The 26473-nt window shown below is 30.2% G+C and carries 24 protein-coding genes and 1 tRNA gene; 13 read left to right on the forward strand and 12 right to left on the reverse strand.

The features are described from left to right. Nucleotides 1-71: 71 nt before the first annotated feature. The 4 genes from JOP69_RS15935 to JOP69_RS15950 form a co-directional block, all read right to left on the reverse strand. On the reverse strand, nt 72-1028 hold the full coding sequence (locus JOP69_RS15935; protein ID WP_203391893.1) for a type IX secretion system membrane protein PorP/SprF: 957 nt from the start codon (nt 1026-1028) through the stop codon (nt 72-74). After that, a complete protein-coding gene (locus JOP69_RS15940; RefSeq protein ID WP_203391894.1) occupies nt 1025-6055 on the reverse strand; it encodes a cadherin-like domain-containing protein in 5031 nt (1676 codons plus the stop codon). The genes JOP69_RS15935 and JOP69_RS15940 overlap by 4 nt, the downstream gene beginning before the upstream one ends. A 69-nt stretch (nt 6056-6124) precedes the next feature. Next, nucleotides 6125-6331, reverse strand: coding sequence for a hypothetical protein (locus JOP69_RS15945; RefSeq protein ID WP_203391895.1), 207 nt, complete (start codon nt 6329-6331; stop codon nt 6125-6127). 476 nt (nt 6332-6807) lie between these two features. Next, nucleotides 6808-7014: a hypothetical protein gene (locus JOP69_RS15950; RefSeq protein ID WP_203391896.1), complete on the reverse strand. Its 207-nt coding sequence runs from the start codon at nt 7012-7014 to the stop codon at nt 6808-6810. Between the two features lie 215 nt (nt 7015-7229). Here JOP69_RS15950 and JOP69_RS15955 point away from each other — a divergent pair, with 215 nt between their 5' ends. Continuing rightward, nucleotides 7230-7616, forward strand: coding sequence for a nucleoside triphosphate pyrophosphohydrolase family protein (locus JOP69_RS15955; RefSeq protein WP_203391897.1), 387 nt, complete (start codon nt 7230-7232; stop codon nt 7614-7616). A 4-nt stretch (nt 7617-7620) separates the two neighbouring features. Here the strand turns inward: JOP69_RS15955 and JOP69_RS15960 are convergent, their stop codons facing one another. Together JOP69_RS15960 and JOP69_RS15965 are read right to left on the reverse strand one after the other, a co-directional pair. Next, nucleotides 7621-8103, reverse strand: a complete 483-nt coding sequence (locus JOP69_RS15960) for an ABC transporter ATPase (protein ID WP_203391898.1) — start codon at nt 8101-8103, stop codon at nt 7621-7623. A gap of 99 nt (nt 8104-8202) precedes the next feature. Beyond that, nucleotides 8203-8805 carry a thioredoxin family protein gene (locus JOP69_RS15965; protein WP_203391899.1) on the reverse strand — a complete coding sequence of 201 codons (603 nt, stop codon included), beginning with the start codon at nt 8803-8805 and terminating at the stop codon, nt 8203-8205. A 216-nt stretch (nt 8806-9021) separates the two neighbouring features. Between JOP69_RS15965 and JOP69_RS15970 the strand changes: the two genes are divergently transcribed. Beyond that, nucleotides 9022-9675 carry a hypothetical protein gene (locus JOP69_RS15970; RefSeq protein WP_203391900.1) on the forward strand — a complete coding sequence of 218 codons (654 nt, stop codon included), beginning with the start codon at nt 9022-9024 and terminating at the stop codon, nt 9673-9675. A gap of 5 nt (nt 9676-9680) precedes the next feature. Next, on the forward strand, nt 9681-10202 hold the full coding sequence (locus JOP69_RS15975; RefSeq protein WP_203391901.1) for a nuclear transport factor 2 family protein: 522 nt from the start codon (nt 9681-9683) through the stop codon (nt 10200-10202). Nucleotides 10203-10946: 744 nt separating this feature from the next. Here the strand turns inward: JOP69_RS15975 and JOP69_RS15980 are convergent. From JOP69_RS15980 to JOP69_RS16000, 5 genes are all read right to left on the reverse strand, one after another. Further along, a complete protein-coding gene (locus JOP69_RS15980; RefSeq protein WP_249988429.1) occupies nt 10947-11420 on the reverse strand; it encodes a regulatory protein RecX in 474 nt (157 codons plus the stop codon). Nucleotides 11421-11494: 74 nt separating this feature from the next. After that, nucleotides 11495-14980: an efflux RND transporter permease subunit gene (locus JOP69_RS15985; protein ID WP_203391902.1), complete on the reverse strand. Its 3486-nt coding sequence runs from the start codon at nt 14978-14980 to the stop codon at nt 11495-11497. A gap of 11 nt (nt 14981-14991) precedes the next feature. Beyond that, entirely contained in the window at nt 14992-16164 is a 1173-nt protein-coding gene (locus tag JOP69_RS15990) for an efflux RND transporter periplasmic adaptor subunit (protein WP_203391903.1), read from the reverse strand. 9 nt (nt 16165-16173) lie between these two features. Then, nucleotides 16174-17517 (reverse strand): TolC family protein, encoded by a 1344-nt coding sequence (locus tag JOP69_RS15995; protein ID WP_203391904.1) that lies wholly within the window; start codon nt 17515-17517, stop codon nt 16174-16176. A gap of 7 nt (nt 17518-17524) precedes the next feature. Beyond that, nucleotides 17525-18124, reverse strand: a complete 600-nt coding sequence (locus tag JOP69_RS16000) for a TetR/AcrR family transcriptional regulator (RefSeq protein ID WP_203391905.1) — start codon at nt 18122-18124, stop codon at nt 17525-17527. Nucleotides 18125-18351: 227 nt separating this feature from the next. On the opposite strand from JOP69_RS16000, the gene JOP69_RS16005 reads away from it, so the two are divergent. From JOP69_RS16005 to JOP69_RS16015, 3 genes are all read left to right on the forward strand, one after another. Continuing rightward, nucleotides 18352-19323 (forward strand): polyprenyl synthetase family protein, encoded by a 972-nt coding sequence (locus JOP69_RS16005; RefSeq protein ID WP_203391906.1) that lies wholly within the window; start codon nt 18352-18354, stop codon nt 19321-19323. Between the two features lie 65 nt (nt 19324-19388). Beyond that, nucleotides 19389-19462: transfer RNA gene (locus tag JOP69_RS16010), tRNA-Ile, on the forward strand. Nucleotides 19463-20131: 669 nt separating this feature from the next. Further along, nucleotides 20132-20278 (forward strand): PID-CTERM protein-sorting domain-containing protein, encoded by a 147-nt coding sequence (locus tag JOP69_RS16015; RefSeq protein ID WP_252191134.1) that lies wholly within the window; start codon nt 20132-20134, stop codon nt 20276-20278. Here JOP69_RS16015 and JOP69_RS16020 read toward each other — a convergent pair. Then, entirely contained in the window at nt 20268-20852 is a 585-nt protein-coding gene (locus tag JOP69_RS16020) for a riboflavin synthase (RefSeq protein ID WP_203391908.1), read from the reverse strand. The two genes, JOP69_RS16015 and JOP69_RS16020, sit on opposite strands and share 11 nt — an antisense overlap. A gap of 59 nt (nt 20853-20911) precedes the next feature. Here JOP69_RS16020 and pdxA point away from each other — a divergent pair, with 59 nt between their 5' ends. The 7 genes from pdxA to JOP69_RS16055 all read left to right on the forward strand — a co-directional run bounded on the left by pdxA (nt 20912) and on the right by JOP69_RS16055 (nt 26366). Beyond that, nucleotides 20912-21946, forward strand: coding sequence for a 4-hydroxythreonine-4-phosphate dehydrogenase PdxA (pdxA, locus tag JOP69_RS16025; RefSeq protein WP_203391909.1), 1035 nt, complete (start codon nt 20912-20914; stop codon nt 21944-21946). Nucleotides 21947-22017: 71 nt separating this feature from the next. Continuing rightward, a complete protein-coding gene (locus tag JOP69_RS16030; RefSeq protein ID WP_203391910.1) occupies nt 22018-22554 on the forward strand; it encodes a DUF177 domain-containing protein in 537 nt (178 codons plus the stop codon). Between the two features lies 1 nt (nt 22555). Continuing rightward, nucleotides 22556-22753, forward strand: a complete 198-nt coding sequence (gene rpmF / locus JOP69_RS16035; protein WP_068448735.1) for a 50S ribosomal protein L32 — start codon at nt 22556-22558, stop codon at nt 22751-22753. Nucleotides 22754-22907: 154 nt separating this feature from the next. Then, the gene (locus JOP69_RS16040; RefSeq protein ID WP_203391911.1) at nt 22908-23903 is read left to right on the forward strand and encodes a beta-ketoacyl-ACP synthase III; all 996 of its coding nucleotides are present in this window, start codon (nt 22908-22910) and stop codon (nt 23901-23903) included. Between the two features lie 25 nt (nt 23904-23928). Further along, nucleotides 23929-24405 carry an acetyl-CoA carboxylase biotin carboxyl carrier protein gene (accB, locus tag JOP69_RS16045; RefSeq protein ID WP_203391912.1) on the forward strand — a complete coding sequence of 159 codons (477 nt, stop codon included), beginning with the start codon at nt 23929-23931 and terminating at the stop codon, nt 24403-24405. 82 nt (nt 24406-24487) lie between these two features. Then, nucleotides 24488-25825 (forward strand): acetyl-CoA carboxylase biotin carboxylase subunit, encoded by a 1338-nt coding sequence (gene accC / locus JOP69_RS16050; RefSeq protein ID WP_203391913.1) that lies wholly within the window; start codon nt 24488-24490, stop codon nt 25823-25825. A 91-nt stretch (nt 25826-25916) separates the two neighbouring features. Next, entirely contained in the window at nt 25917-26366 is a 450-nt protein-coding gene (locus JOP69_RS16055; RefSeq protein ID WP_203391914.1) for an Lrp/AsnC family transcriptional regulator, read from the forward strand. Nucleotides 26367-26473 lie beyond the last annotated feature (107 nt).

Below are 26473 nucleotides of genomic sequence, written 5' to 3' on the forward strand. Positions count from 1 at the left end.
AAAATATTTTTTTTATGTAGATAAGTTAAATCAAATGAATTTAATCAATCATTTTGTAGAATACTGTCTTATTAAAAATAACAACGGTTATGAAATAACCAACGTGTATTTCTATTTAAATTTAAATCGAAACGAATTATAATTTCATGAGAGCTTAAGTTGTTTCCATAACTTGCTAACCTATTATCATAAGAATACCCCACCCTATATTTTTTATTTATAATTATAGCAAATAATGCACTGATGGATTCTTTATAACGATAAGATAATCCTGTTTCAATCTTATCTTTGTAAATTAAATTAGCATTTAAATCAACTGACATCGGCAAGCTAGGTGTGTATTTTACAATTGTTGAAGGCTTAAGTTTAAAGTTTTCAGACAAATCATATATAAAACCTGTTGATAAAAAAAAATTATTATGTTTTATTCCAAAATTGTTTTCTAGGTTTTTAAGGGTTTTAAATTGATTGGAATCTAAAATATTTGGAATGGATAATCCTACAAAAAACTCTTCAGTATAATACAATCCTCCAAAACCTATATTTGCATATGTACCGTTATTAGATGCATATATTTCATTGTCTGGAGTTATTCCTCCTGCATAGTTGTTATTAAAAAAAGTAATACCACCTTTTAAACCAAAAGATAATCTTTCGTAACGAGATATGGCAAGCGTATATGAAGCATCTAAATTTATATTATTGCTGTTTGCTAAACCCAATTTGTCGTTTATTACGGTTACTCCAAAACCTAAACCAGCAGCTGTCCTTGCATTTATAGAAAAGGTTCTAGTTTCTGGAGCTCCTTCTACACCAACCCATTGCTTACGCGATAAAAAAGAGATGCTTAAATCTGCTTTAGAACCCACAAAAGCCGGGTTTATTACCTGCATGTTATACAAATATTGTGTATAATGTGGTGTTAGTTGTGCGTAATTAATGGTCGTAAAAAAAAGAAAGATGAAGGCATTTATATAAAGCTGCCTATATTCAATTTTTAGATTGTTTAGGGGGTTGTTTTTTATCATCTTATTAATTGAATAAAGCTTTTTTTAGGTTTGGTAATTCCGTCGTTGTAGTTTAAAGAATAATAATAAATACCCTCTGTAACAGGTTTTCCATGATTGCAACCATCCCACCAAAGAGGATTTGACTTTCCGTTGTTATTATAATTAAATACTTGACCTCCCCAACGATCCATAATGATTATTTTAAAGTTAGGATACTCTTCAATACCCGCAATTTCAAAAGTGTCACTTTTTCCATCGCCATTTGGCGAAAATAGGTTTGGATAATCATTATCTTTTATAGTTCCAGTTCCAAATATGGTTGATGAAATATTAGAGACATCTGTAGATGTTATGCTTACTTGTAGTCGCATGGTTTCTGTATCTTCATTTAAAGAGTCATCTATGGTTTGTATCTTTTGGGTTATAGATGTAGAAAATGCAGGGATTGTAGCGTTGGTAAATAACATTTTAAAATCTTCTAAATCACTTGCTGTTTCATTAACCGATTGCAAATTAAAATTGATTGGTAAAGAGTTTTGCATTGGTTCATCAGAATCTGGATTTATAAGAGAAATTGTAAATACCAAAGTAGCTCCCTCAATAACTGTTACATCATCTATTATAATTTGGGGTTCTTGATTAATATCTAAAATGGTTCCGGTTTTTGTTAAATCTTGGGTTCCTATAGGTGAAGAAGCTACAACTCCTAAAACATTTATAAACTCATCTGGTTCGTTTATGTTGTCTACATATGTAGAAATGTTAAACGTAGTTTCTGTATTCGCATTCTCAGGATCTGTCGTTTCGTTAATAGATACAGATTTATAAGAACTTGGGTAATCTTCTGGACTAATTGCGGTTCCGTCGGTTGTATGGATATCTATGTAAATAGGTCTAGAAGATGGATGACTTAGTTTAATTGTGTGTTCTAAATCTTCACCTTCCTTATTTTCGGAATCATTCATACTTATAGATGGAGCATCATCATCATCTAAAATAGTACCAACACCACTTATTTCTGTGTTAATGGTATTGTTAGAGATTATTTTTCCGTTTAAAGTAAATAATTCCTCTAATTCATCAATATTGTCATCTAAAGAGGTTATGGTAAATGTTTTTGTATCTGTAAAAGCAGGTATCTTTAACATTTTTGATGTTACTTGCTCATAATCATAAGGGGCGATTGCTATATTGTATTTGTTTGCGGTTTCAGTACCGTCTTCTGTTGTAAAACTAATTGTAATTGGTGATGCACTTTGAATCAATTTAGAGTGATCAGTCTTTTTAACTAGCAAGATTGTGAATTCTAAAACTTTTCCTTCTATAGCAGAAACGTTATCAATAAGTACGTCGATTGCTATAATTTCTCTCCAATCTCTTTCGGTTGTATCGGGGTCATCGTTGTTTGGAAAATCGGTAGGATCTTGATTATTTGTTGGGTTTACTAGGATTTTGTTATTGTCATAAGCGTCGTCTAAGCCATCATTATCACTATCTAAATTTAGTGGGTTAGTTTCTGCTACTCCATCATTATCATCATCCCAAGCTTCAATAGCATCATCACGAATGTCGTTATCAGAATTTAAATCAATATAATCAGGATCACCATCACGATCTGTGTCTGTTGGAGTAATTCCATTTGGGTATGCTGTGTCTATACCAAAAGTATTAACAATGCCGTTAGGGGCTTTATAAGTAGCGGTAGTTTGTCCTTCAATATTATCTACAATACCATCTGCATCTGCATCAATATCTATAAAGTTAGGAGAACCATTTGCATCTGTATTTAGAATAGTGTATTTAATAGATGTACTTGCAGTGTCGGTGTTTTCTAAAGTGTTATCTAGTCCGTTATTACCTACAAAATTATTGGTTGTACCAGATTGGTCTTTGTCTGCTGCCCTATTTCCTGCTTCTACAATATCTAAAATTCCATCATTATCACTATCTAAATCAAAGTGATTAGGAACACCATCATTATCAAAATCAAAAATATCGACAATACCATCATTATTGGCATCAACTCCGTAATCTGTATCTCTGTAATTAGGTGTTAAATCTTTGTCATGATCATCTAAAGGATTTAATCCGTTATATTCATCAATATCTAGTATGGTATCATTATCATCATCAATATCAACGAAGTTTGTAATTCCGTCATTATCTGTATCCGTTGAGGCATTTACAAGTACAAAAGCAGAAGAACTTATAATTACATTTAATGGGTCTGTTGCTGTAAAACTAGAAGTGTTGGGGTTAATACAGTCTTCATAAAATACAACTGTAAATTGAACTGTAATTGTTTCTCCTTGCATTAATATACCGGAAGTACCATCAAAAAAATTAATATCTGAAACTCCGTTATATGCCGGGTTTAATGTTGGGTTAGTGGTTGCTGTAGAGTTTTCTATAAAAGGAAGGCTAACAGAAACAATATTACCAACACAAATTTTATTTAAGTCGTCTTGTAGGTTTAAGTTTTCTAATTGTACAATTTCACTAGTATTTTTAACGGTAAGTTGAAACGTAATTTCTTGGTGTTCTAAAATTCCATTAGGAACTTTATTTACTTCTGAAATTGTTTTAGTATTTCCAGAAAAAGAATTAAAAAGAAAAACCATACTAGAAGCAGAACAACTGCATTGTAATGATGATGAAACAGGCGCTGTAGGTGAATTAGAAGGGTAATATCTATCTAAATGATTTCCTAAATTATCTGACCAATTAACAAAAGAGTAACTTTTATTACTAGAAGTTGTTGTTTCATCAAACCCATCTATACCGCCTTGAGTTTGAGAACGATTTAATTGATAAAAATTATTTACTCTAGAAGAAGAAAAAGGTTCTGTTAAATAAAAGATTTCTAAAATAACAGTTTCTCCTGGAGCAAGAGTGTTATTTGGCATTAATAATTTAGTGTTTGTGTCTCCGTTATAGGAATTATTAACGGTAACATTAGGCCCAGAAATTTGAGTAACTTTAAGTTCTTTAAAAACAATAGACTTGTTTAAAAAATCACCTAAGCCCATATTGTAATTAATATTGTTTGCGGTAGCAGTTCCTTCATTTGTTAAGATTACTCTATTGGTGTAATCAAAAGTTCCGTCTGGGTTTACTTTAGGTTTAGGCTCTGGTACATATAAACCTCCAGCTAGAATAGCTTCTGTAGTATGAAAATCTGTTAATAAAACATTCGCAGTATCGTTTCCTATGGTAGAGGTAACATCTACAACATGATTAAAATCGATTCCAGAACCAGATGGAGTAGGGTTTGGTCTGCCATTACAAAAAGGGTTTACTGTTACACAAAACTGAATATTTATAGATTGTCTTGGGTATAAAGTAAAATTATCTATGGCATTTTTATTAAAAATTTCATTTGATGAAGCAGTAAAAAAGTCATTATTTATAGCGTCATTATCAAAATCTAAAGGATATGGGTTGTTTACAAAATCTTGAACGGAAGTGGTGCTTACAGTAACTCCTTCTATTTTTTCAACACATGTATTTCCATAAATAGCATTTAAATCATTTGTTAAATTGATGTTGGTTATAAGGTTTTCTGCATGGTAATCTCTAGCTGTACTTGTGTTTTTAAGCGTTATGTTATATTTAATTTTATAGACTCCGTCTACTGTGTAGCCTTGGTTGCAACTAGATAAAGATTTTATTTTTAATAAGTTAGTGATATGTTCTACTGTTAAATATAAATTAGCAGCATCTGTAAAAGTTCCATCAGAAATGATGTATTTAATTACAGGAACATTACCCGTGTAGTTTTTAGCAGGGATAAAAGAATAGCTACCATCTGGTTTAAAAGAGATACTTCCTTCTGTAAAAGTAGCTGTTTGATCTGTGTTATACGTTTTGCCGTTTACAATAAAATTAATAATAGACAAGGCGTTATTGTCTTGGTCACTATCATTTATTAATACCCCAGGGTTATGAACACTTAAAGTAGTGTTTATGTTTGCAGTATCATAATCATCTTTTGCATCTGGCGGATATAAGTTGATGATTTTTATAGTTAGGTTAGCTGTACTTGTAAAAGTTCCGTCTGAAACTGTATAATTAATTGTAGGAATACTATTGTTATAATCTGTTGCAGGAGTAAAAGAAAAACTACCATTTGCATTTAAGGTAATAGACCCTTCATTAAATTTAGCTTTTTCACCAACCTTATAACTAACGGAATCTATTTTAAATTCTGTAATTGTTAGAAAGTTTTTATCTTTATCTGTGTCGTTATTTAAGATCCCTGGAGCATCAATATTTAATGCTGCATTTGTTTCTGTTGTATAATTGTCGTTTTGTACGGTTGGCGGATATAAGTTAATGATTTTTATAGTTAGGTTAGCTGTACTTGTAAAAGTTCCGTCTGAAACCGTATAATTAATTGTAGGAATACTCTTGTTATAATCTTTTGTAGGAATAAAAGAAAAACTACCATTAGCATTTATGGTAATAGATCCTTCATTAAATTTAGCTTTTTCACCAACTTTATAACTAACGGAATCTATTTTAAATTCTGTAATTGTTAGAAAGTTTTCATCTTTATCAGTATCGTTATTTAAGATGCCCGGAGCATCAATATTTAATGCTGCATTTGTTTCTGTTGTATAATTGTCGTTTTGTGCCTTTGGCGGATATAAGTTAATGATTTTTATAGTTAGGTTAGCAGATGCTGTAAAAGTTCCATCAGAAATTGTATAGTTAACTACAATAGTAAAGTCGTTATAATTGATGGTAGGTATAAAAACAAAACTACCATTAGCATTTATGGTAATTGTTCCTTCAGGTAAACTAATACTGTTTCCTACATTATATGTACTACCGCTCACAGAAAATCGAATGACTTCTAGTTCATCATCATCTTTGTCTGTATCATTACTTAATAAACCAGGAGTGTTAATTCTTAGTTCTAAATTTGTTTTAGTAGCATAACTATCATCTAATGCTATAGGAGCTGTTTGTGCTGCTGTAAATTGATAGAAAAGTAGAAAGAATATAACTATTTTATAGGTATTGTATTTAGGGGATATCATTCTTAGGGGGCGTTAAATGATTTTAATAAAAAAGTTTATATGTTGTCAGGTCATTTTTTTTATGGGCAATCAATTTATATCAAAATCTACATCGTTAACAGATGCATTTAAGGGTTCAATCTTTAAAGTAGTATTGGTTTTAGTATAATGTTTGTTCTTTTCTGATTCAGGATTTGCTGCAGCAAACTTATTGAATAATAAAAGGAATAATAAAAATATTAGTAGATAGGATACTAGATTTATTATAAAAGTCTTGTTTTTTTTAGTGTTTACCATTTGTAGGGGGGATTAAATGATTTTAATATTTATATGAACTATTTAAAGGCAGAGGTTTGTTTTAAACACTGCCATATTTTTTGTTTTTTGTGGTCTATAATAAACGGGGGTAACTCGAATAAAAACGAGTAACCGACTGAAAAAATTTATTTAGGCCTATGTGATTAATAAGCAGGTCTATATTGTTAGTAGTAAATGTAGTGTATGTTTTAATATCGTAATTATCCGTTATAGCTACAGGAGTTGCAGTAGCTAACTGATAGGATATTCCGAAAAATACAATAATATTGTATTTGTTTTTTTGTATCATTTGTTGGGGGGTTAAATGATTATGTAATTCTAACTATTGATAAAAATACAGATAAATATTTTAAATACTGCGTTTTTATATGTTTTAATTCAGCAAAAATATAAAATATTTATGATTAACAAGGCTTTTTTGAGTTAAAATAAATTACAAATATTTGTAAATCAATCTATTGTCCCCATAGTATGCGGATTGCTATAAAAACAGCAATAATGATTCCTCCATACATAAGTACTTTTATTCCGGTATCTTTATAATAACGTTTGTGATTTTTAATATCTTTTCTGTAACTATAAATCATTAAGGCAGTAAAAGCAATGATAAAAAAAATCATAAAAACGATTCTTCCTGAAGTAAAATAAGCACCTAAAAACATAATTTGTATTCTTTATAAGTTGTGAGTTAATAGTAAACAAGAAGCTTTTATTTTATCAGAAAGATTCTATATATTGTCTAACTAAAATTAACAAAATTCTATTTTGTAAAATTACAAATTAAAAGAAGAATGTCATTGTTTTTAGAGTAACTTCTAAAAACAGAATATCATAAACCAAAATTTAAACCAAAAGAATTATAAAAATCTTATACATAATGAAAAACAAAATAGCAGCAGTAACTAAATTTCACACCGCTTTTAAATTAAACATGAATCAAGAACCAATTGCAAATATTGGTAAAGATAGAAATACACTTCGTTTTGATTTAATGAAAGAAGAAAATGAAGAGTATATAGAAGCAGCAGAAAACAATGATTTGGTAGAGGTTGCAGATGCTCTAGGAGATATGTTATATATTTTATGTGGAACAATTATAGAACATGGAATGCAAGATAAAATAGAAGAAGTCTTCAATGAAATTCAACGTAGTAATATGAGTAAATTAGGTGCAGATGGTAAACCTATTTACAGAGAAGATGGCAAAGTTTTAAAAGGGCCTAATTATTTTAAGCCCAACATTGCCGAGATTTTAGAAAAATAAAATATTATAAATATCTGTTATACCAGCTTTCTTCAATAGGGATTTCCCAATTGTTATCAAAGTCAACTTTTGTGGTAATTAAATTATCAAAAATGATACTTTTTGCAGTTACAGCTTTGTTTTTAAGTAGTTTTTTAAAGTCTTTTAAATCTTTGTATTGCACAAATTCTCCTTGTTTAAAACAAGCATTCATTTTGTCTAACAATTCTACTTCATATTCTTGTTGTAAACCCAAAATAAAAGAAACAGAAGCATCAACATCTGCATTTGTTAAATTAGAATTTTCACTATCAGCAAATAGTACAATAAAACGGTTGTAAAGAAATTTGTACGAAACTTTAAAATTTTCGTCGTCAGATTTCCAGTTTTCTAGAAATTCTTTTACTTTGCTTTCAATTCCTTCAATTTCATTAGGATAGAATTTTCTGCTAGAAGGGTATACCCAAACTTTTGCGTTTTCGGTAATTGTGGAATAATCTACAAACATTTTTATATAATTTTCGCTGCAAAGATACAGAAAAGAAAAACCGCAAATCAATTTATTAATTTGCGGTTTTAAATTTATTTTGATTTTTAATTAGAACTCTTATGCTAAGGACTTTTTAAAAAGTTTGATAAAATCTTCTTGTAAACTTTGTCCTTTATTTTTGTTATACCAAACTTGTAAGTCTTGTTTAAACTGTGCATCTATAACACCATGTTCTGCTTTATAGTCTGCAACCATTTTAGTAGCCTCACTAGGCCTAGGTCCCCAAGTATTTATTACGTTATTATTTTTATCTAAAGCAATTAATTTTGGTATGGATTTACCGCCATTGGTTAAAAACAGGTTCATTAAATCTTCATTCTCATCTCTTAAAGCTAATTTAAGCGTAATAAGATCATTTGTTTCTGCAATTTTATTTATAACAGGTAGGTTTTGTGCAGCATCTCCACACCAACCTTCTGCAATAACCAACCAAGTTTGTGGTTCATTAATTTCTTGCATTTCTGCAATGGTTTCTTCAGATATTTTTATGGTTTTATCTAAACGCTTCATTCTTTTATCGTTTAACAAGCTGTAGTTTGTTAAATCTTCAGATTGATTAGGTCCTGTAGCTTTTCCTTCTGCTAATAAATTACTTACTAAACCTCTATACTCTATATATGATAATGCGTTCTCTAAACTTTTTTCAATGATTTTTTTCATCTTCTAATATTTTATACAAATGTATTTTTATTACTTAAAACAATTGGTAACCTTTGTTACAAAAGTCTTAATTTTTACTTATTTAAATAGACGAAAAAAAAAGAATATCTTACAAAGTTATTTTTTTAGTATAAATAAGGCCTTGTGTTACAATTTTCTTAAATTGATAACAGATGCTCTTAAAATGTGTATTTTTACCACTTATTATAAAAACTCGTGAAACAAATTATTTACTTATTTATATCAGTCATTTTATTTTCTTGTAGTAATAATAAGCAAGAAACTATTAAAACACCCCAAGAAACACCTAAATTAAGTATTTCTAAACAGCATATTTCTGTAGAAAATGTAAAACCTATTTATAAAAAAGAGGTAGAAAATTGGGAAGAATTAAAATCAGTAAATTCTTTTATAAAGAAGTTTCAAAAAGTATCTCCTAACGAGGCTTTAAGTAATGCTTTAGAATTGAGGGATTTAATAATAAGTTTAAAGGATAGTGTAAAACCAGCAATTTTTAACAATCCTCCTTTTCAAACAAGAATAGATGTGTTAAATAATGAGGCCTTGCGTTTGGCAGATTTAACCTTTATACCCGCTATTACGTCAGAAGAAGTTAATTTACAAATAGACAAAACAATAGCCGCTTTTTCATCTGTTAATTCTAAAATTAATAGCATTCTTGCTAAAAAAAGTTTTGAAGATGAAATAGATGTGGAATTCGCTTTTATTGGTATAGATTCTACACAAATGGATAGCATATCCAAGAAATCTATTAACTTAAAAAAGCACGTAGAAGATTCAATAAAAAAGACTAGGGTAAAGCCTAAGTTACGTGTTATTAAGAAACAAGTAGAAAAAGTGGAAAAATAAAAAAGATGAAAAACTTCTTTAGCGTTTTTGTAGTTTTTGTGTCTTTTATGAGTTGTGTTGAAAAAAAAGAAATTAAAGCAGCACAAACTATTTTATCCATAAAAACCAAGGTGAATACCTTGTTAGATGATTGGCACAAAGCTGCTTCTGAAGCAGATTTTGAAGGTTATTTTGGAAAAATGGATAGCATTTCTGTTTTTATTGGAACAGATGCAACGGAAAATTGGAGTAAAATGCAATTTGCAAACTTTAGTAAACCTTATTTTGATAAGGGCAAAGCGTGGTCTTTTAAGTCGTTAGAAAGAAATGTTTATGTGAATGATGCTAAAGATTTTGTTTGGTTCGATGAGTTGTTAACTACTTGGATGGGCACCTGTAGAGGGTCTGGAGTTTTAGAGAAAAAACAAAATATATGGAAAATAAGACACTACGTTTTGTCTGTAGAAATTCCGAATGATGATATACAATCAGTTATTTTTGCCAAGAAAAAAAGTGATTCTATTTTTTTAACAAGATTTAATAAATAGCTTTAGAAGCTATTTCCTGCTTGGAATTTATCTTGAGCAGTGTCGAAAGACTATATCTTTTTTCAGAAAAAGAAAAAAGGATGCCGTTTCAATTAGGGCTAGATTTTTTTGCAAGTATTTTGTTATTACAAGAAATTATTATGAGAGTTTATCTATGTCTGTAACATCTTCTAAGTTATAGATTTGTAGTGGTTTTTACCGCCCAATTTGTCTCTTCTAACGTAGAGACAAATCACATAAGGTTTGGTTGGTGTTTTGTTATCACTGTTATGAGATTTCTCCTTTTGTGGAAATGACAATTGTTAGGATTTCTTTTGCGTTCAGTTTTTTCGCACACAGTTTTGTCATTTCGACCTTTTTTTGGGAGAAATTACATAAGGTTTGGTTGGTTTTGTGTTATCACTGTTATGGGATTTCTCAATACTTCGAAATGACAATTGTTGAGGCTTAGTTTTGTGTTATCACTGTTATGAGATTTCTCCTTTTGTCGAAATAACAATTGTTGGGATTTCTTTTGCGTTCAGTTTTTTCGCACACAGTTTTGTCATTTCGACCCTTTTGGGAGAAATCACATAAAGTTTTGTTGGTTTTGTGTAATCACTGTTATGTGATTTCTCAATACTTCGAGATGACAATTGTTGAGGCTCAGTTTTGTGGTATCACTATTATGGGATTTCTCAATACGAAGTGACAAATTAGTGATGGTTATGGTGTTTTTGAAAAATAATCGATTAACATAGGTGTCTAAGAAACTACCTCGTTTACAGCTTTATAAATCAACTCGTTTTCAAAGCCTTTACGCATTAAAAACCCAATTAATTTCTGTTTTCTTTTGTAAATATTCGGTTCTGTAATTACTTCATTTCTATTTTCTGTAATTCTATAAATAGTTTTTAAATATTCACTCTCATCAATTTCTTTAAGGGCTGTTTTAATATTGTAAGCAGAAATATCTCTAAACTTCAATTCTCTTACAATACGTTGTTTTCCCCAAGATTTAATTCTAAATTTTCCTCTTGCATAACTTTTAGCAAAACGTTCTTCATTTAAAAAATTATCTTTCATTAAACTTAAAAGAATCATTTCTCTAGCCTCAGGAATCAAGTTGTATTCGCGCATTTTTTGCTCTACTTCCTTGTGGCATCTATCTTGATAAACGCAATAATTCTCTAGTTTTCGTTTTAGTTCATCAACCGTAAAAGATTTCTTTTTTATCATTGGTTCGAAAATACAAAAAGGGATGAAATTTAAATAATTTCATCCCTTTAATATTAAAATATATTTAATTCTTTTTACAAAATTACTTTTTTAGGAGCTATTTTACTTTTTAACCACATTTTAAATAACGTAATTAAGAAGAATAAAACAGGTACTATAATTAATGTTAAAAAGGTTGCTATTAGTAGACCGTAAATAACGGTCCAAGCTAACGGTCCCCAGAAAGCAACGTTATCTCCTCCAAAATAAATATGCGGATTGTATTCTGAAAATAAAGTAAAGAAGTTAATGTTTAAACCAATTGCTAAAGGAATTAAACCTAAAATGGTTGTAATTGCGGTTAATAAAACGGGTCTTAAACGTGCGCCACCAGCTTTTACAATAGCTTCATATAAAGTTTCTTTGTCTAAATAATCTTCATGGTCTATTTCTAATTCACCTTTCTTTCGGTCTATTAATAATTGCGCGTAATCTAATAGTACCACACCATTATTTACTACAATTCCGGCCAATGAAATAATACCCATCATGGTCATCATAATTACAAAAGAACTTCCAGAAATAACGATTCCTCCAAAAACGCCAATAAAGCTTAAGAAAATAGCAATCATTATAATTGCTGGTTTAGAAACCGAGTTAAATTGGAAAATTAGAATAAAGAAAATTAAAGCCAAACCTGTAAAAAATGCGCCTACTAAAAATTGCATTTGTTTGTTTTGTTCTTCAATCTGACCGGTATAATCAATTTTAATTCCTTTAGGTAAATTCTTGAAATTTTTCATTTCATTTTGAATTTTACCAACAACAGCAGCAGCATCTGTTTCTCCCGGAGTTAATGCAGAGTAAACGGTTACCACTCTTTTAATATCCTTATGTTTAATAGCGCTAAAACCAGAATTGTTTTTTTGTGTTGCCACCGTAGAAACCGGAATTTCTTTTACTTTACCAGAAGCCATGTCTCTAAAAATAATATTCTGATTAAAGAGTGCGCTTGTGTTATACCTATCTTCTTTATTAAAACGAACATAAATATCATAATCATCTCCATCTTCTTTGTAAACGCCTGCTTTGTTTCCAAAAATGGAAGCTCTTAATTGTTGTCCTACTTGACCCGTAGAAACCCCTAATTCACCCGCTTTTTTTCTGTCAACTAAAACTTCCATTCCTGGTTTGTCTCTGTTTACATCAATCTTTAATTCATCTATACCAGAAATACTTTTTGTATTGATAAAATCGCGCATTCTTTGAGCAACATGAATTAATTCAGCATAATCATCACCTTCAATTTCAATATTAATAGGAGAACCTGCTGGTGGTCCGTTAGCATCTTTTTCAACAGAAATTAAAACTCCCGGATAAATACCAACCAAAGCAGTTTGTAATTTCTGACGCATTAATTCACTATCTAAACCTCTTCTATATTTGTATTCTCTCATAGAGGCTTTTACTTTTCCTTTATGTGGCATTTCTGCAGCAGAACCTCCATCTGTTTGTGGGTTTCCTGCACCTTCACCAACTTGAGAAATCAAACTTTCTACCATAAAGTTATAGTCACCATCCATATATTCATCACTATACAAAACGGTTTCTACTTTCTTCTCGATTAGTTTAGTAATGTCATTTGTTTTTTGAATATCTGTTCCTTCTGGGTATTCTATATAAACAATTATTTGATTTGGTTTATTGTCTGGGAAAAATTCTACTTTAGTTCTTTGTGTACCTAAAGACCATCCGAAGGCAATAAAAGAAGCTAATAATAAAAGGGTAGTTCCAATAACTAAAAAGTATGGTGTTTTACCTGTTAAAGAGAATCTTAAACTACTTTCATACCATCTTTCTAAGACCGGTAATACTTTATTTTGAAAACTATTTGCCCAGTCTCTTAAGAATAAACGATACACCCAAAGCATAATTGCGGTAAATATCATTAAAGATCCAAGAGCTGCGTAAGCACCTCCGGTAATTAAAACAATAATTCCTAAAACGGTCATTACACCGGTAAGAATTGCTATCTTTTTAATAGGCATATCTACATCTTCTACACTCATAAATTGAGAAACCAATACAGAGTTAAAGAAAATGGCAACTAATAAAGAAGAACCTAAAACGGTAGATAAAGTTATAGGTAATAACACCATAAAGTCACCCATAACTCCGGGCCAAAGACCTAAAGGAATAAATGCGGCTACCGTTGTAGCGGTAGAAATAATAATAGGATATGCAATTTCGCTAATTCCTTTTTTTGCAGCTTCAATTCTGCCCATTCCTTCCTCGTCCATTAAACGATACACGTTTTCTACGACAACAATTCCGTTATCTACCAACATTCCAAGTCCCATAATTAATCCAAAAAGAATCATGGTATTCATGGTGTAACCTAATAAGTTTAAAATCATTAAAGACATAAACATAGACATTGGTATTGCAAAACCAACAAAAACGGCATTTTTAAACCCTAAGAAGAACATTAAAACCGTAACAACTAAGAAAACTCCAAAAATAATGTTGTTTACTAAATCGTCTACCTGACCAATGGTTTTGTTAGATTGATCGTTTGTAATAGTTACTTTTAAGTCTTTTGGAAAATAATTAGCAATGGCATCAGCAACAATTACTTGTATTTGTTCTGAAGCTGCAACCATATTTTTCCCTGCTCTTTTTTTAACATCTAGCATTACAACCTCTTTTCCGTTTTCTCTAGCAAAAGTTGTTTTGTCTTTGTCTTTAAAGGCAACGGTTGCTACATCTTTTAGGTAAATAGGATTGTTAAATTCAGATTTAATTACAAAATCTTCTAAGGCAGCAGGTTTATCAATTTCACCAATAATTCTAACCGTTCTTCTTTGTCCGCTTGTAATAAAGTTACCTGCAGACATGGTTACGTTTCCGTTGCTAATAGCAGAAGTAATATCATTAAAACTTACTTTTGCAGCCATCATTTTATAAATATCTACGGCAACTTCAACTTCTTTTTCTTGGGCTCCACGAATATCTACTTTCTTAATTTCTGCTAAATCTTCTATTTCGTCTTGTAAATATTCACCAAATTCTTTTAGTTTATGAACAGGGTAATCACCAGAAATGTTAATATTTAAAATTGCTACTTCTTCAGATAAGCTTAAATCAAATACATTGGGTTCTATTTTAGCCCCGTTAAAAGTAGGCCAATCTTCACTAGCTGTTTCTGTTGCTATTTCGTCTTTAATCTTTTGTTTAGCAAGTTCTACAGAGATGTTTTCATCAAACTCTACAACAACCATTGAGTAATCTTCTTGAGATGTTGAGGTAACTTCTATAACATTACTAATTGTTTTTACTTCGTCTTCTAGGGGGTCTGTAATTAGTTTCTCTATGTCTTCAGCTGTATTACCAGGGTAGATGGTACTAATGTAAATTTTGGTTTCTTTTACTTCCGGAAAATTCTCTCTAGCCATGCTTAAATAAGCAGTAATACCATAGAAAAATAACACAGCCATTATTACGTAAATGGTAGTTTTATTATGAATTGCCCAAGAAGATAATTTAAATTCTTTATCTACTTGTTTTCTTTGTTTTGTCATCGCTATTCTTTTTATTTATTGATAACTTTTACTGTTTGTCCGTTGTTTACACTACGAGCACCTTCTTTAATTATTTCCGATCCAACAGGTAAGTTTTCTAAAACTTCAATAAAATTTCCTTGTGTTTTTCCTGTTTTAATAACAACTCTTTCTGCGATAGCTTCATTATCAGAATTTTTTCCTTTAATAACATATACAAATTGTTCTCCATTTGCATTTTCAGAAATAATACTTTGCGGAATTAAAATAGAGGTAGCATCTGTATAATCATTAATTTGAAGTTTTGCCGTTAAGTTTGGTTTTACATTTCCACTTTTATTAGCAACAGGAACTTCAATTTTAAAAGATCTATTATTTGGGTTGATAAAACTACCAACTTGTCTTATTGAGCTATTTACACTTGTACCTAATACAGGGAATTCTATTTTTACCTCTTTGTTTTTTTGAATGCTTGTAATATATCTTTCTGGTACTTCTGCCTCTACATACATGTTGTTAAGGTTTACAATTCTAAAAACTTCAGACCCTTGACCAGGAGCAATTACAGTTCCTTTTTCTTTTATTACATCATCAATAACACCAGAAAAAGGTGCTCTGATAGAAGATTTAGATTGCTGACTTTTAAGTTGTTTTAAAGAGTTTCTTTGTGATTCATAGCTTGTTTTTGCTTGTAAAAATTGAATTTCTGAGCCTATTTTTTGATCCCATAAACGTTTTTGACGTTCAAATGTAGTTTTGGCTAATTGAGTTGTAGCTGCTAATTGAGCTACCTGATTGCTTAATCCACCATCATCTATAGTTGCTAATAATTGACCTTTAGTAACTTTTTGACCTTCTTTAACATAAACTGTTTTTAAAATTCCCGCCATTTCTGGGTAAATTAAAATATTCTGTTTTGTTTTTACATTTCCTTGAATTTCTAAATAGTGATTAAAAACTTCTTCTTTTACTGTAATAGTAGTAATTAAAGGAAGTTTTTTTAAGGTATCTTTTTTAGAAATGGCTTCGTTTATAGTTTCTAATTCGGTATTTATTTTTTCTAAATTAGCGGTAATTTCTTTCTTTTTTGCTGTTAATTCTTGTAAGTTTCCTGTGGCAACTAAATCTGCAACAGAGGTTGTTTTTTTCTCTCCACAAGAGTTTAAAACAAGTGTAATTACTAATAATAAATATATTTTTTTCATGCCTGGTTGTTATTTGATTGGGGTGTTTAATGCGTTTTCTAAAGTTGCTTTTTTAGCAATTACATCTAACATAGATTGTATGTAGGTTTGTTGTTGTGTGTATAGTTGGTTTTGTGCTTGCAGTAAATCGAAGCTAGTAGAAATTCCTTCGAAGAATTTAATTCGTTGCTTTTTTTCTATTCTTTCTGCTAAGCCAACATTTTTCTTTGCTGTTGCGTAGTTTTCGATGCTTAATTGATACTCGCTTTTTGCTTTTTCTGCCAATAAGGTTAAGCGTTGTTTGGTTTCTTCTAATCTAATATCTGCTGTTTCTAAGTCGATTTTTGCTTGTGCAGTTTTAGAACTTCTTTGTAAACTACTAAATATAGGGATGTTTAAACTAACACCTAATAAAGAAGAGTTGTACCAGCTTTGATCTGATTTAAAAAAAGAAAAGTCGCTAGAGTATGCTTGTGCTCCGTAATTTACATAGGCAGATAAACTTGGTAAAGCTTTACTTTTTTCTAATTTTACAAGTAAGCGTTTAGATTCTCTATCGTTTTGTGCAATTTTAAAATCGATATGTTTATCCACTTTAAAATCATCAGCAATTAAACCTAAGTTAATGTTTTTCTCCGCTAAAGAGTCTAAAGAATCTGTTAATACAAGTTGTGTTTCAATAGGGTTTCCTAGAGAAAGATTTAGCATCTTGTAAGCAATGTCTTTCATTCTCTTAACACTATTAAGCTGACTTTTTAGATTTCCTAATGTAATTTGTAGTTGTTCTACATCTTCCTCTTCATTAAAACCATTTTCATAGATTTTTTTAGCATCACTTAAATTTTTTTCAAGAATTCTTATATTTCCTTCTAATATGGTAATGCTGTTTTCTACCACTAAAACATTTCCGTAAGCATTTATAATAGCTTCTCTGGTTAGGAGCTCTGTTTTTTCATTGGCTTGTTTAGAAATTTTTAAATATGTTTTAGATGCTTGTAATCCTACCAAATAAGAACCATCAAATAATAATTGCTTTAAGGTTACAGATGCACCAATGTTTTGTTTTGGACTAAAAGTTACAGGGGTAAAGGTGCCTGCAGCTCCTCCAACTAATTCGGCAGGTAACAACGATACTTGTTGTTTAAGCCAATTTGTATAATCTACAGTTCCTGAAATTTGAGGCAACCCAGTAGCGGTTGTTTCCCAAACTTTTTTGTCTGCAATTTTTATATCATTTTTAGATGCTTTGGTATTGTAACTATGCTCTATTGCAAAGTCTATAGCTTCTTTTAAAGATAATTTCATTGTTTTTTCTTGTGCGTTTGTAACTAAGAAAAAACAGGTACTTAAACATACCATAATTATTTTTTTCATGTGTTCTTTATTTCAGTTTTAATTGGTTTTCTAATTGTTGTATTCCTTTTTCAGTACAAATTCCTCTTAAATGATATTCTAAGTAATTGGTCATTAAGGTGTTCATAGAATAATTTGTTAAAGGAAATAGATCTTTATCTTTAATTCCGATCATTCCATTATAATATATTCTAGAGATAAATTCTAAATCTATTGTTTCTCTGTATAAGTTGGTTTTTATTCCTTTTTCTAGGTTATTGATAACGCAATCTTGCATTACATGAAATTGTTTTTGTTTTAAAGAGGCATAAATTTTAGGGTAATATTTTTGAAGTTGATATTGTGGTGATGATTTTTCATCCTTTAAATTTTCCAAAATCAATCTTTTTATAGAAAAAAGTTCATGTATTGCATTTAATTCTAATTTGCAAACGCCATTAATACCACAACATATTTTATCAAACATAGCGTGTGTTACAGCGGTAACAAGTTCGGTTTTGTTTTTAAAATACTTGTAAATGGTTTTTTTTGAAACCCCAAGAGCCTCTGCTATTTCATCCATAGTAACACTTTTAAAACCTAAGTTTAAAAAGAGTTCATTTGATTTTTCTAAAATTTTTTCTCTCATAATTTAAAAAAGTTTCCTTTAGTTTTTCTAAAGGTTTCCTCTGAAATTGTCATTCCCGTGAACACGGGAATCTAAATATTGAATTTTATAAAAAAAATAATATTCGGGTGCAAATATATAAAAGGAAACTTTGGAAACAAAAAAAGTTTCCAAAGTTTTAGTAATTTTTCTACAGTGGAATTAAAAAATAAAATTTCTTTACGTTATTTTTACAAAAAATTACAGATTTGGACATTTTACATTATCAGAAAGATTTTATTGATTATTTAGAATCTAAAAAGTGGGTTAATGAACCTAAAAATTTATATGAGCCCATAGATTATATTATAAAATTAGGAGGTAAACGAATGCGTCCTATTTTAACGCTAATGGCAGCAGATATTTTTTCTGGAGGATATGAAAAAGCAATGCCAGCAGCTTTGGCTGTAGAAGTTTTTCATAATTTCACCTTAATTCATGATGATATTATGGATGATGCACCTTTAAGAAGAGGTAAGGCTACAGTGCATGAAAAATGGGATATCAATACGGGAATTCTTTCTGGAGATGCCATGTTGATATTAGCATATCAGTATTTTGAGAATTATGAACCTATTGTTTTTCAGAAATTAGCAAAACTATTTAGCAAAACAGCTTTAGAGGTTTGTGATGGACAGCAATTAGATGTCGATTTTGAAACTAGAAATGATGTAACTATCGATGAGTATATTAATATGATTCGTTTAAAAACTTCAGTTTTGGTTGCAGCGGCATTAAAAATGGGTGCAATAGTTGCAGAAACTAGTGATGAAAATGCAAACTTAATATATGATTTTGGACTAAATTTAGGATTGGCCTTTCAGTTACAAGATGATTATTTAGATACTTTTGGTGATCCCGAAACTTTTGGAAAACAAGTAGGAGGGGATATTATTGAAAATAAGAAAACTTATCTTTATTTAAAGTCATTAGAGGTTGCAAATGAGCATGATTGTAAGAAATTGGAATATTTTTATAGCCGTAAATTAGATGATAATTCAACTAAAATTACGGAGGTAAGTCGTATTTTTGATTTAAATGATATTCCTATTTTAATAAAAGAACAGATTCAGGATTATACAGAAAGAGCTTTTGAGACTTTATCTTGCATGAATATTTCTGAAGAAAGTAAGGTTAGTTTAAGGAATTTTGGACTTTGGTTAATGAATAGATCAGTTTAATTAATTTTTTTTTAAAAAGTTTGTTGATTATTCAAAATAAAGAGTACCTTTGCAGCCAATTATTCGGTCCCATAGCTCAGCTGGTTAGAGCATCTGACTCATAATCAGAGGGTCCTTGGTTCGAGCCCAAGTGGGACCACTAGTAACAACAAGCCTTTACAGAAATGTAGAGGCTTTTTTTTGTTTTAAAAAAATATTTAAATAACGGTTATTTACTATATAATAAGTTAGAAAAAGAAATTAGTCTAATACTAAATAAAATGTTACTGCTGTTTAAAAAGAAAAGGTTTTAATAAATATTGAAATTGAGAGATTGTGATTTACTTTAATTAATTATTAATGAGCATGAATTAGTTTGGTTAAAAACTAAGAATTATTCTAAATATTTTGGATGAAGTTATCTAAGTATATTAAAATTAATAAAAGTATAAATTTAAGATGAAGGGCTTGGGGGGATATGCGAATTATTAAAATGAGATAATCCGAACCCTATCATTGAAGCTTATTTTAAAATTAATTAGATTTTTATGATGATTAGATTATTGATAGGAAATCAAATTATTTTTAAAACGGATGCTAAAAATTACAATTAATAAATAAAAGTATCTATATTTGCCGAGAAAATTTTTATATCCTATTTTAGTAAGTAGTTAGAAAAGAGGTTGATTTGTTTAGTTATAACAAATAAGCTTTGTTTTTAGATTGTTTATGATATATAGATTTTTTATCTAATAAAATTATTTAATATTAAAATTTTAATCTGGGGGGATATAAAATGAAAAATAAAAAATACTTTGCATTAATAATAATGCTAGCACTTACGTATATAGTTAACGCACAAAATGTTCCAAGACCTGCAGGACCACCGCCACCACCTGGTTTGGCTATTGACGGAGGTTTGATCTTTTTAGTAGTTTCTGGAATTATTTACGGAGTAAAGAAGGTTAAGAATTAGTTAGTTTACTAACGTATTTTCCAATAACATCAAATTCGAGATTTACACAATCATTAAGTTTTAAATACTTAAAGGTTGTGTTTTCTGTCGTATATGGTATTATAGCAACACTAAATTCATCTTTTTTAGAGTTAACAACCGTTAAGCTTACTCCATTTATAGTAATAGAACCTTTTTCTATGGTAATATTATTAGTGCCAGCATCGTATTTAAAAGTAAAAATAGTACTTCCATTATCTTTTTTAATATTAATGCAAGTTGCAGTTTGGTCTACGTGGCCTTGCACTATATGTCCATCTAATCGATCACCTAGCTTCATTCCTCTTTCTAAGTTTACAGAATCATTTACATTTAAACGACCAATATTTGTTTTGTTTAAAGTTTCTTTAATTGCGGTAACTGTGTATGTGTCATTTTTAATATTTACAACAGTTAAACATACACCATTATGCGCTACGCTTTGATCTATTTTTAATTCATTAGTAAAATTACTTTTCACAGTTAGATGAATATTGTCTTGTTCTTTTGTGATATTTGTTATTGTACCAAGTGTTTCTATAATTCCGGTAAACATATTTATAAATTTTAGTTACTTTTGTGGTATTCAAAAATAGGAATAATAGAAGAGTTACTATGGATAAATCTGATAAAATTATAGTTGGTATTTCAATAGGAGATTTAAATGGAATAGGTTTAGAAGTAATTCTAAAAACTTTTCAAGATAAAAGAATGCTAGATTTTTGTACACCTGTTATTTTTGGAAGTACAAAAGTAGTTTCTTATCATAAAAAAGCATTAAAATCAGAGACTCCTGTTCATGGAATAACTTCTTTAAATCAAATTAATCATAATAAGATTAATATACTAAATATTTGGAAAGAAGATGTTTCTATTGAATTAGGGAAGGAAACGAAAGAATCTGGTGAGTATGCAGCAAAATCATTAGAGGCAGCAACGACTTATTTAAAAGAAAAAAAGATAGATGTTTTAGTAACTGCACCAATTAATAAAGAAACCATACAATCTGATACTTTTAATTTTCCGGGACATACTGAATACTTAGAAGATAAACTAGAAGGAAAGAGTTTGATGATTTTAATGACAGATGCATTACGAATTGGGTTAATTACTGGGCATATTCCTATCTCTAAAGTAGCAGAGTCCATTAGTCCGGCATTAATTAAAGAAAAAGTAGGAACAATGTATGCTTCGTTGGTACAAGATTTTGGTATCAATAAACCAAAAATAGCAGTTTTATCATTAAATCCACATTGTGGAGATAAGGGAGTTATTGGTGTTGAAGATGATGAGATTATAAAGCCGACTATAGATGAAATAAAAGAATCTGGTAAGTTGGTTTTTGGACCTTATGCAGCAGATGGATTCTTTGGTTCTGAAACATATAAGCAGTTTGATGGTGTTTTAGCAACTTATCACGACCAAGGTTTGGCGCCATTTAAAGCGTTGTCTTTTGGTAGTGGAGTAAATTATACGGCAGGTTTAAGTGAGATTAGAACATCACCAGATCACGGTACAGGCTTTGATATTGCTGGTAAAAACATAGCAAATGCATCTTCTTTTAAAGAAGCATTGTTTACTGCAATTGAAATTTATAAGACAAGAAAAGAATATAAAGAGCTTACAAAAAGTCCTCTTTTAGTAAAATAAAAAACTTTTAAAAGAAAACAGTGTAAAATAAGAATTTTTTATATCTTTGCACCCTCAACTGATATTTGGAAATGAAATACTTAAAGGAATTCAACATACCGTTTGTAGGATTAAAAGAAGGAAGTCATTTGTTTGAATATGAAATTGATAATACGTTCTTTGACGCCTTTAATTTTGATGAATATGAAAGTTCATCAATTAAAATCTCATTAGATTTTATAAAGAAGAGTACATTATTAGAGTTAACTTTTACTGCCAATGGTTATGTAGAGGTGCCCTGTGATGTTTCTAATGAACTTTATAAACAAGATGTTCAAGCAGTTTTACCTTTAGTTGTAAACTTCGGACCAGAATTTAATGATGAAAATGAGGAGATTTTAATCTTACCTCATGAGGCGTATGAGTTTAGTGTAGCTCAGTTTATTTATGAAATGATTGTATTATCAGTTCCAAATAAAAGGGTTCATCCAAAAGTATTAGACGGAACAATGGACTCTGAAGCATTAAATAAGTTAAGAGAATTAGAAATAAAAGAAGTAAAGACTGTTGAAGAGACAGACCCAAGGTGGGATAAATTAAAGAATTTAATAACAGAAAAAAATACATAAAATGGCACATCCTAAAAGAAAGATATCTAAAACTAGAAGAGACAAAAGGAGAACGCATTATAAAGCCGCTTCTCAACAAATAGCAACAGATCCAACAACAGGAGAGTCGCATTTATACCACAGAGCTCACTGGCATGAAGGTAAATTATACTACAGAGGACAAGTAGTATTAGAATCGGCATCAGCAATTGAAGCATAAGAATTAAAAGTTTTTGAATAAAAACCCTCATTAAATGAGGGTTTTTTTGCGTTTTTAAAGTAAAAATCACTTCTTTTGATAATTAATACTTTAAAAAGTGAAATAAAAATCACTACTTTTGATTTTCCTAACCACATGGAAAACAACTAAAATTATGACAAAAATCACTGCAGCAATTACAGCAGTAGGGAAATATGTTCCTGAATATGTTCTAACTAATAAAGAGTTAGAAACCATGGTAGAAACAAATGATGAGTGGATTACCAGTAGAACAGGGATTAAAGAAAGAAGAATTTTAAAAGGAGAAGGTTTAGGTACTTCATACATGGCTATAAAAGCCGCAGAAGAATTACTAGAAAAATCAAAAGTAAACCCAGCAGAAATAGACCTAATTATTGTTGGTACTGCAACACCAGACTTACCTATAGCATCTACAGCAGCTTATGTTGCGTCAGAAATAGGAGCAATAAATGCTTTTGGTTATGATTTGTTAGCTGCATGTTCTAGTTTTTTGTACGGTATGTCTACTGCCGCAAGTTATATAGAGTCTGGTAGATATAAAAAAGTGCTATTAATAGGGGCAGATAAAATGTCTTCGATTATAGATTATAAAGACAGGGCAACCTGTATTATTTTTGGAGATGGAGCAGGAGCTGCATTGTTTGAACCTAATTATGAGGAATTAGGTTTGCAAGATGAATATTTAAGAAGTGATGGTGTAGGAAGAGACTTTTTAAGAGTAGAAGCAGGTGGTTCTGTAATGCCAACAACCAAAGAGACAGTGGAAGGAGATAAACATTTTGTGTATCAGGAAGGTAAAACTGTTTTTAAATATGCCGTTTCTAGTATGGCAGATGTTGCAAAAAAAGTGTTAACTAGAAATAATCTTATAGAAAAAGATGTTCAATGGTTAGTTGCTCATCAAGCTAATAAAAGAATTCTTGAAGCAATTGCTAAAAGGATAGAAATGCCATTAGAGAAAGTAATGATGAATATTCAAAAATATGGGAATACTACATCTGCAACTATACCTCTTTTACTGGCAGATTATGAAAGTCAATTAAAAAAAGGAGATAATTTAATTTTTGCGGCATTTGGTGGCGGTTTCACATGGGGAGCAGCTTACGTAAAATGGGCGTATAATTCATAAATACAATAACTAAACAATTATGAGTATGGATATTAAAGAGATTCAAAATCTTATAAAATTTGTAGCTAAATCTGGCGCTAGCGAGGTAAAGTTAGAAATGGAAGATGTAAAGATTACGATTAGAACTGGTTCTGGAAAAACAGAAACAACAATTTTACAAGCAGCTCCAATGGCAGGTATGCCTCAAGTAGCAGCTCCTATTGCAGCGCAACCAGTTGCTACTTCAGAAGCAGCTGTACAAGCAGAAAGTGAAGATTCTAAATATATTACTGTAAAGTCTCCTATTATTGGAACATTTTACAGAAGACCATCTCCAGATAAATCTAATTTTGTTGAAGTAGGAACTGATATTTCTATAGGAGATACTGTTTGTGTAATTGAAGCTATGAAATTATTTAATGAGATAGAGTCTGAAGTTTCTGGTAAAATTGTTAAAGTATTAGTTGATGATTCTTCTCCTGTAGAGTTTGATCAACCATTATTTTTAGTAGACCCATCGTAATAGAAAGAGTTTAGATTTTTGAGTTTAGATTTTAGACTTTCTAACTCAAATCTTATAACTTATAACTTATAACTCTTAAATTATGTTTAAAAAAATATTAATTGCCAATAGAGGAGAAATAGCACTTCGTGTTATTAGAACCTGTAAAGAAATGGGCATTAAAACTGTTGCAGTATATTCTACTGCAGATGCAGAAAGTTTACATGTAAGGTTTGCTGATGAAGCAGTTTGTATTGGTCCAGCACCAAGTTCAGAATCTTACTTAAAAATGTCTAATATTATTGCTGCTGCAGAAATAACGAATGCAGATGCAATTCACCCAGGTTACGGATTTTTATCTGAGAATGCTAAATTTTCTAAATTATGTGAAGAGCATAATATTAAATTTATTGGAGCAACAGGAGATATGATTGATCAAATGGGAGATAAAGCAAACGCTAAATCTACTATGATTGCTGCAGGTGTACCTTGTGTTCCAGGAAGTGAAGGTGTTATTGAAACCTTTGAAGATTGTGAAAAAATAGCTATTGAAACCGGGTATCCCGTAATGCTAAAAGCTTCTGCAGGAGGTGGAGGTAAAGGAATGCGTGCTGTTTGGAAAGCCGATGAATTAAGAGATGCTTGGGATGCTGCAAGATATGAATCTAAAGCAGCTTTTGGTAATGATGATATGTATATGGAGAAGCTTATTGAAGAGCCAAGACATATAGAAATTCAGATTGTTGGAGATTCTTACGGAAAAGCATGTCATTTATCAGAAAGAGACTGTTCTGTTCAACGTCGTCATCAAAAATTGACAGAAGAAACTCCTTCTCCTTTTATGACGGATGCATTAAGAAAGAAAATGGGTGCTGCAGCTGTTAAAGCGGCAGAATTTATTAAGTATGAAGGTGCCGGAACCGTAGAATTTCTTGTTGATAAACATAGAAATTTCTTCTTTATGGAGATGAATACTCGTATACAAGTAGAGCATCCTATTACAGAAGAAGTAGTAAATTACGATTTAATTAGAGAACAGATTTTAGTGGCTGCAGGTGTGCCAATTTCAGGGAAAAATTACTTCCCTCAAATGCACTCTATAGAATGCAGAATTAACGCAGAGGATCCTTATAATAATTTTAGACCAGCTCCAGGAAAAATTACAACATTCCATTCTCCAGGAGGGCATGGAGTAAGAGTAGATACACATGTATATGCAGGGTATATGATTCCGCCAAATTACGATTCTATGATTGCTAAATTAATTACTACTGCTCAAACAAGAGAAGAAGCAATTAATAAAATGAAGCGTGCTTTAGATGAATTTGTAATAGAAGGCGTTAAAACAACAATTCCTTTTCATAGACAATTAATGGATCATCCAGATTATGTTGCCGGAAACTATACAACTAAGTTTATGGAAGATTTTGTAATGAAATAAAATATAAAACCTTAGTTTAAATTTAATATAAAAATAGAGAATACAATTTGTGTTCTCTATTTTTTTTATCTTTATAGTTAAAGATCTTAAGATGAAAATAGACGGAATTGATAAAAAAATTATTAGAAGTTTAATAAAAGACGCAAGAACACCTATTTTAAGTATTGCTAGAGAAGTTGGTATCTCTGGAGCTGCAATTCATCAAAGGTTAAGAAAATTAGAGAAATCAGAACTAATTGATGGTTATCAAATGATGGTAAATACTAAGGCTTTGGGCTATAATACAATCGCTTTTGTAGGGGTTTTTTTAGAAACTTCTGCAATTTTATCATCTGTAATCAAAAGACTTAAAGAAATTTCGGAAGTAGTAGAATGTCATTATACAACCGGTAGTTTTACAGTTTTTATTAAGGTATTATGTAAAAATAATGAAGATTTAATGTATTTGTTAAATAGTAAGTTAAAAGTTATTAAAGGAGTTGTTAAATTTGAAACATTTATTTCTTTAAATAAACATATTGAGAGGCAAATACACATATAAAAATAAACTGAACTCTAAAATTTTACCATTTAACGAGTTTTTACTTCATGTAAACTAACAAATTTTTTATTTCTTTCTTAATAGTTCAATTTTACATAGTTCTAAAC

This window comes from Polaribacter sp. Q13, assembly GCF_016858305.2.
Classification (GTDB): Bacteria; Bacteroidota; Bacteroidia; order Flavobacteriales; family Flavobacteriaceae; genus Polaribacter.

Bases quoted from the DNA above. Each gene is read 5' to 3' on its own strand.
- JOP69_RS15935 (WP_203391893.1), bottom strand. From the start codon at position 1,028: ATGATAAAAAACAACCCCCTAAACAATCTAAAAATTGAATATAGGCAG.
- JOP69_RS15940 (WP_203391894.1), bottom strand. From the start codon at position 6,055: ATGATATCCCCTAAATACAATACCTATAAAATAGTTATATTCTTTCTA.
- JOP69_RS15945 (WP_203391895.1), bottom strand. From the start codon at position 6,331: ATGGTAAACACTAAAAAAAACAAGACTTTTATAATAAATCTAGTATCC.
- JOP69_RS15950 (WP_203391896.1), bottom strand. From the start codon at position 7,014: ATGTTTTTAGGTGCTTATTTTACTTCAGGAAGAATCGTTTTTATGATT.
- JOP69_RS15955 (WP_203391897.1), top strand. From the start codon at position 7,230: ATGAAAAACAAAATAGCAGCAGTAACTAAATTTCACACCGCTTTTAAA.
- JOP69_RS15960 (WP_203391898.1), bottom strand. From the start codon at position 8,103: ATGTTTGTAGATTATTCCACAATTACCGAAAACGCAAAAGTTTGGGTA.
- JOP69_RS15965 (WP_203391899.1), bottom strand. From the start codon at position 8,805: ATGAAAAAAATCATTGAAAAAAGTTTAGAGAACGCATTATCATATATA.
- JOP69_RS15975 (WP_203391901.1), top strand. From the start codon at position 9,681: ATGAAAAACTTCTTTAGCGTTTTTGTAGTTTTTGTGTCTTTTATGAGT.
- JOP69_RS15980 (WP_249988429.1), bottom strand. From the start codon at position 11,420: ATGATAAAAAAGAAATCTTTTACGGTTGATGAACTAAAACGAAAACTA.
- JOP69_RS15985 (WP_203391902.1), bottom strand. From the start codon at position 14,980: ATGACAAAACAAAGAAAACAAGTAGATAAAGAATTTAAATTATCTTCT.
- JOP69_RS15990 (WP_203391903.1), bottom strand. From the start codon at position 16,164: ATGAAAAAAATATATTTATTATTAGTAATTACACTTGTTTTAAACTCT.
- JOP69_RS15995 (WP_203391904.1), bottom strand. From the start codon at position 17,517: ATGAAAAAAATAATTATGGTATGTTTAAGTACCTGTTTTTTCTTAGTT.
- JOP69_RS16000 (WP_203391905.1), bottom strand. From the start codon at position 18,124: ATGAGAGAAAAAATTTTAGAAAAATCAAATGAACTCTTTTTAAACTTA.
- JOP69_RS16015 (WP_252191134.1), top strand. From the start codon at position 20,132: ATGCTAGCACTTACGTATATAGTTAACGCACAAAATGTTCCAAGACCT.
- JOP69_RS16020 (WP_203391908.1), bottom strand. From the start codon at position 20,852: ATGTTTACCGGAATTATAGAAACACTTGGTACAATAACAAATATCACA.
- pdxA (WP_203391909.1), top strand. From the start codon at position 20,912: ATGGATAAATCTGATAAAATTATAGTTGGTATTTCAATAGGAGATTTA.
- JOP69_RS16030 (WP_203391910.1), top strand. From the start codon at position 22,018: ATGAAATACTTAAAGGAATTCAACATACCGTTTGTAGGATTAAAAGAA.
- rpmF (WP_068448735.1), top strand. From the start codon at position 22,556: ATGGCACATCCTAAAAGAAAGATATCTAAAACTAGAAGAGACAAAAGG.
- JOP69_RS16040 (WP_203391911.1), top strand. From the start codon at position 22,908: ATGACAAAAATCACTGCAGCAATTACAGCAGTAGGGAAATATGTTCCT.
- accB (WP_203391912.1), top strand. From the start codon at position 23,929: ATGGATATTAAAGAGATTCAAAATCTTATAAAATTTGTAGCTAAATCT.
- accC (WP_203391913.1), top strand. From the start codon at position 24,488: ATGTTTAAAAAAATATTAATTGCCAATAGAGGAGAAATAGCACTTCGT.
- JOP69_RS16055 (WP_203391914.1), top strand. From the start codon at position 25,917: ATGAAAATAGACGGAATTGATAAAAAAATTATTAGAAGTTTAATAAAA.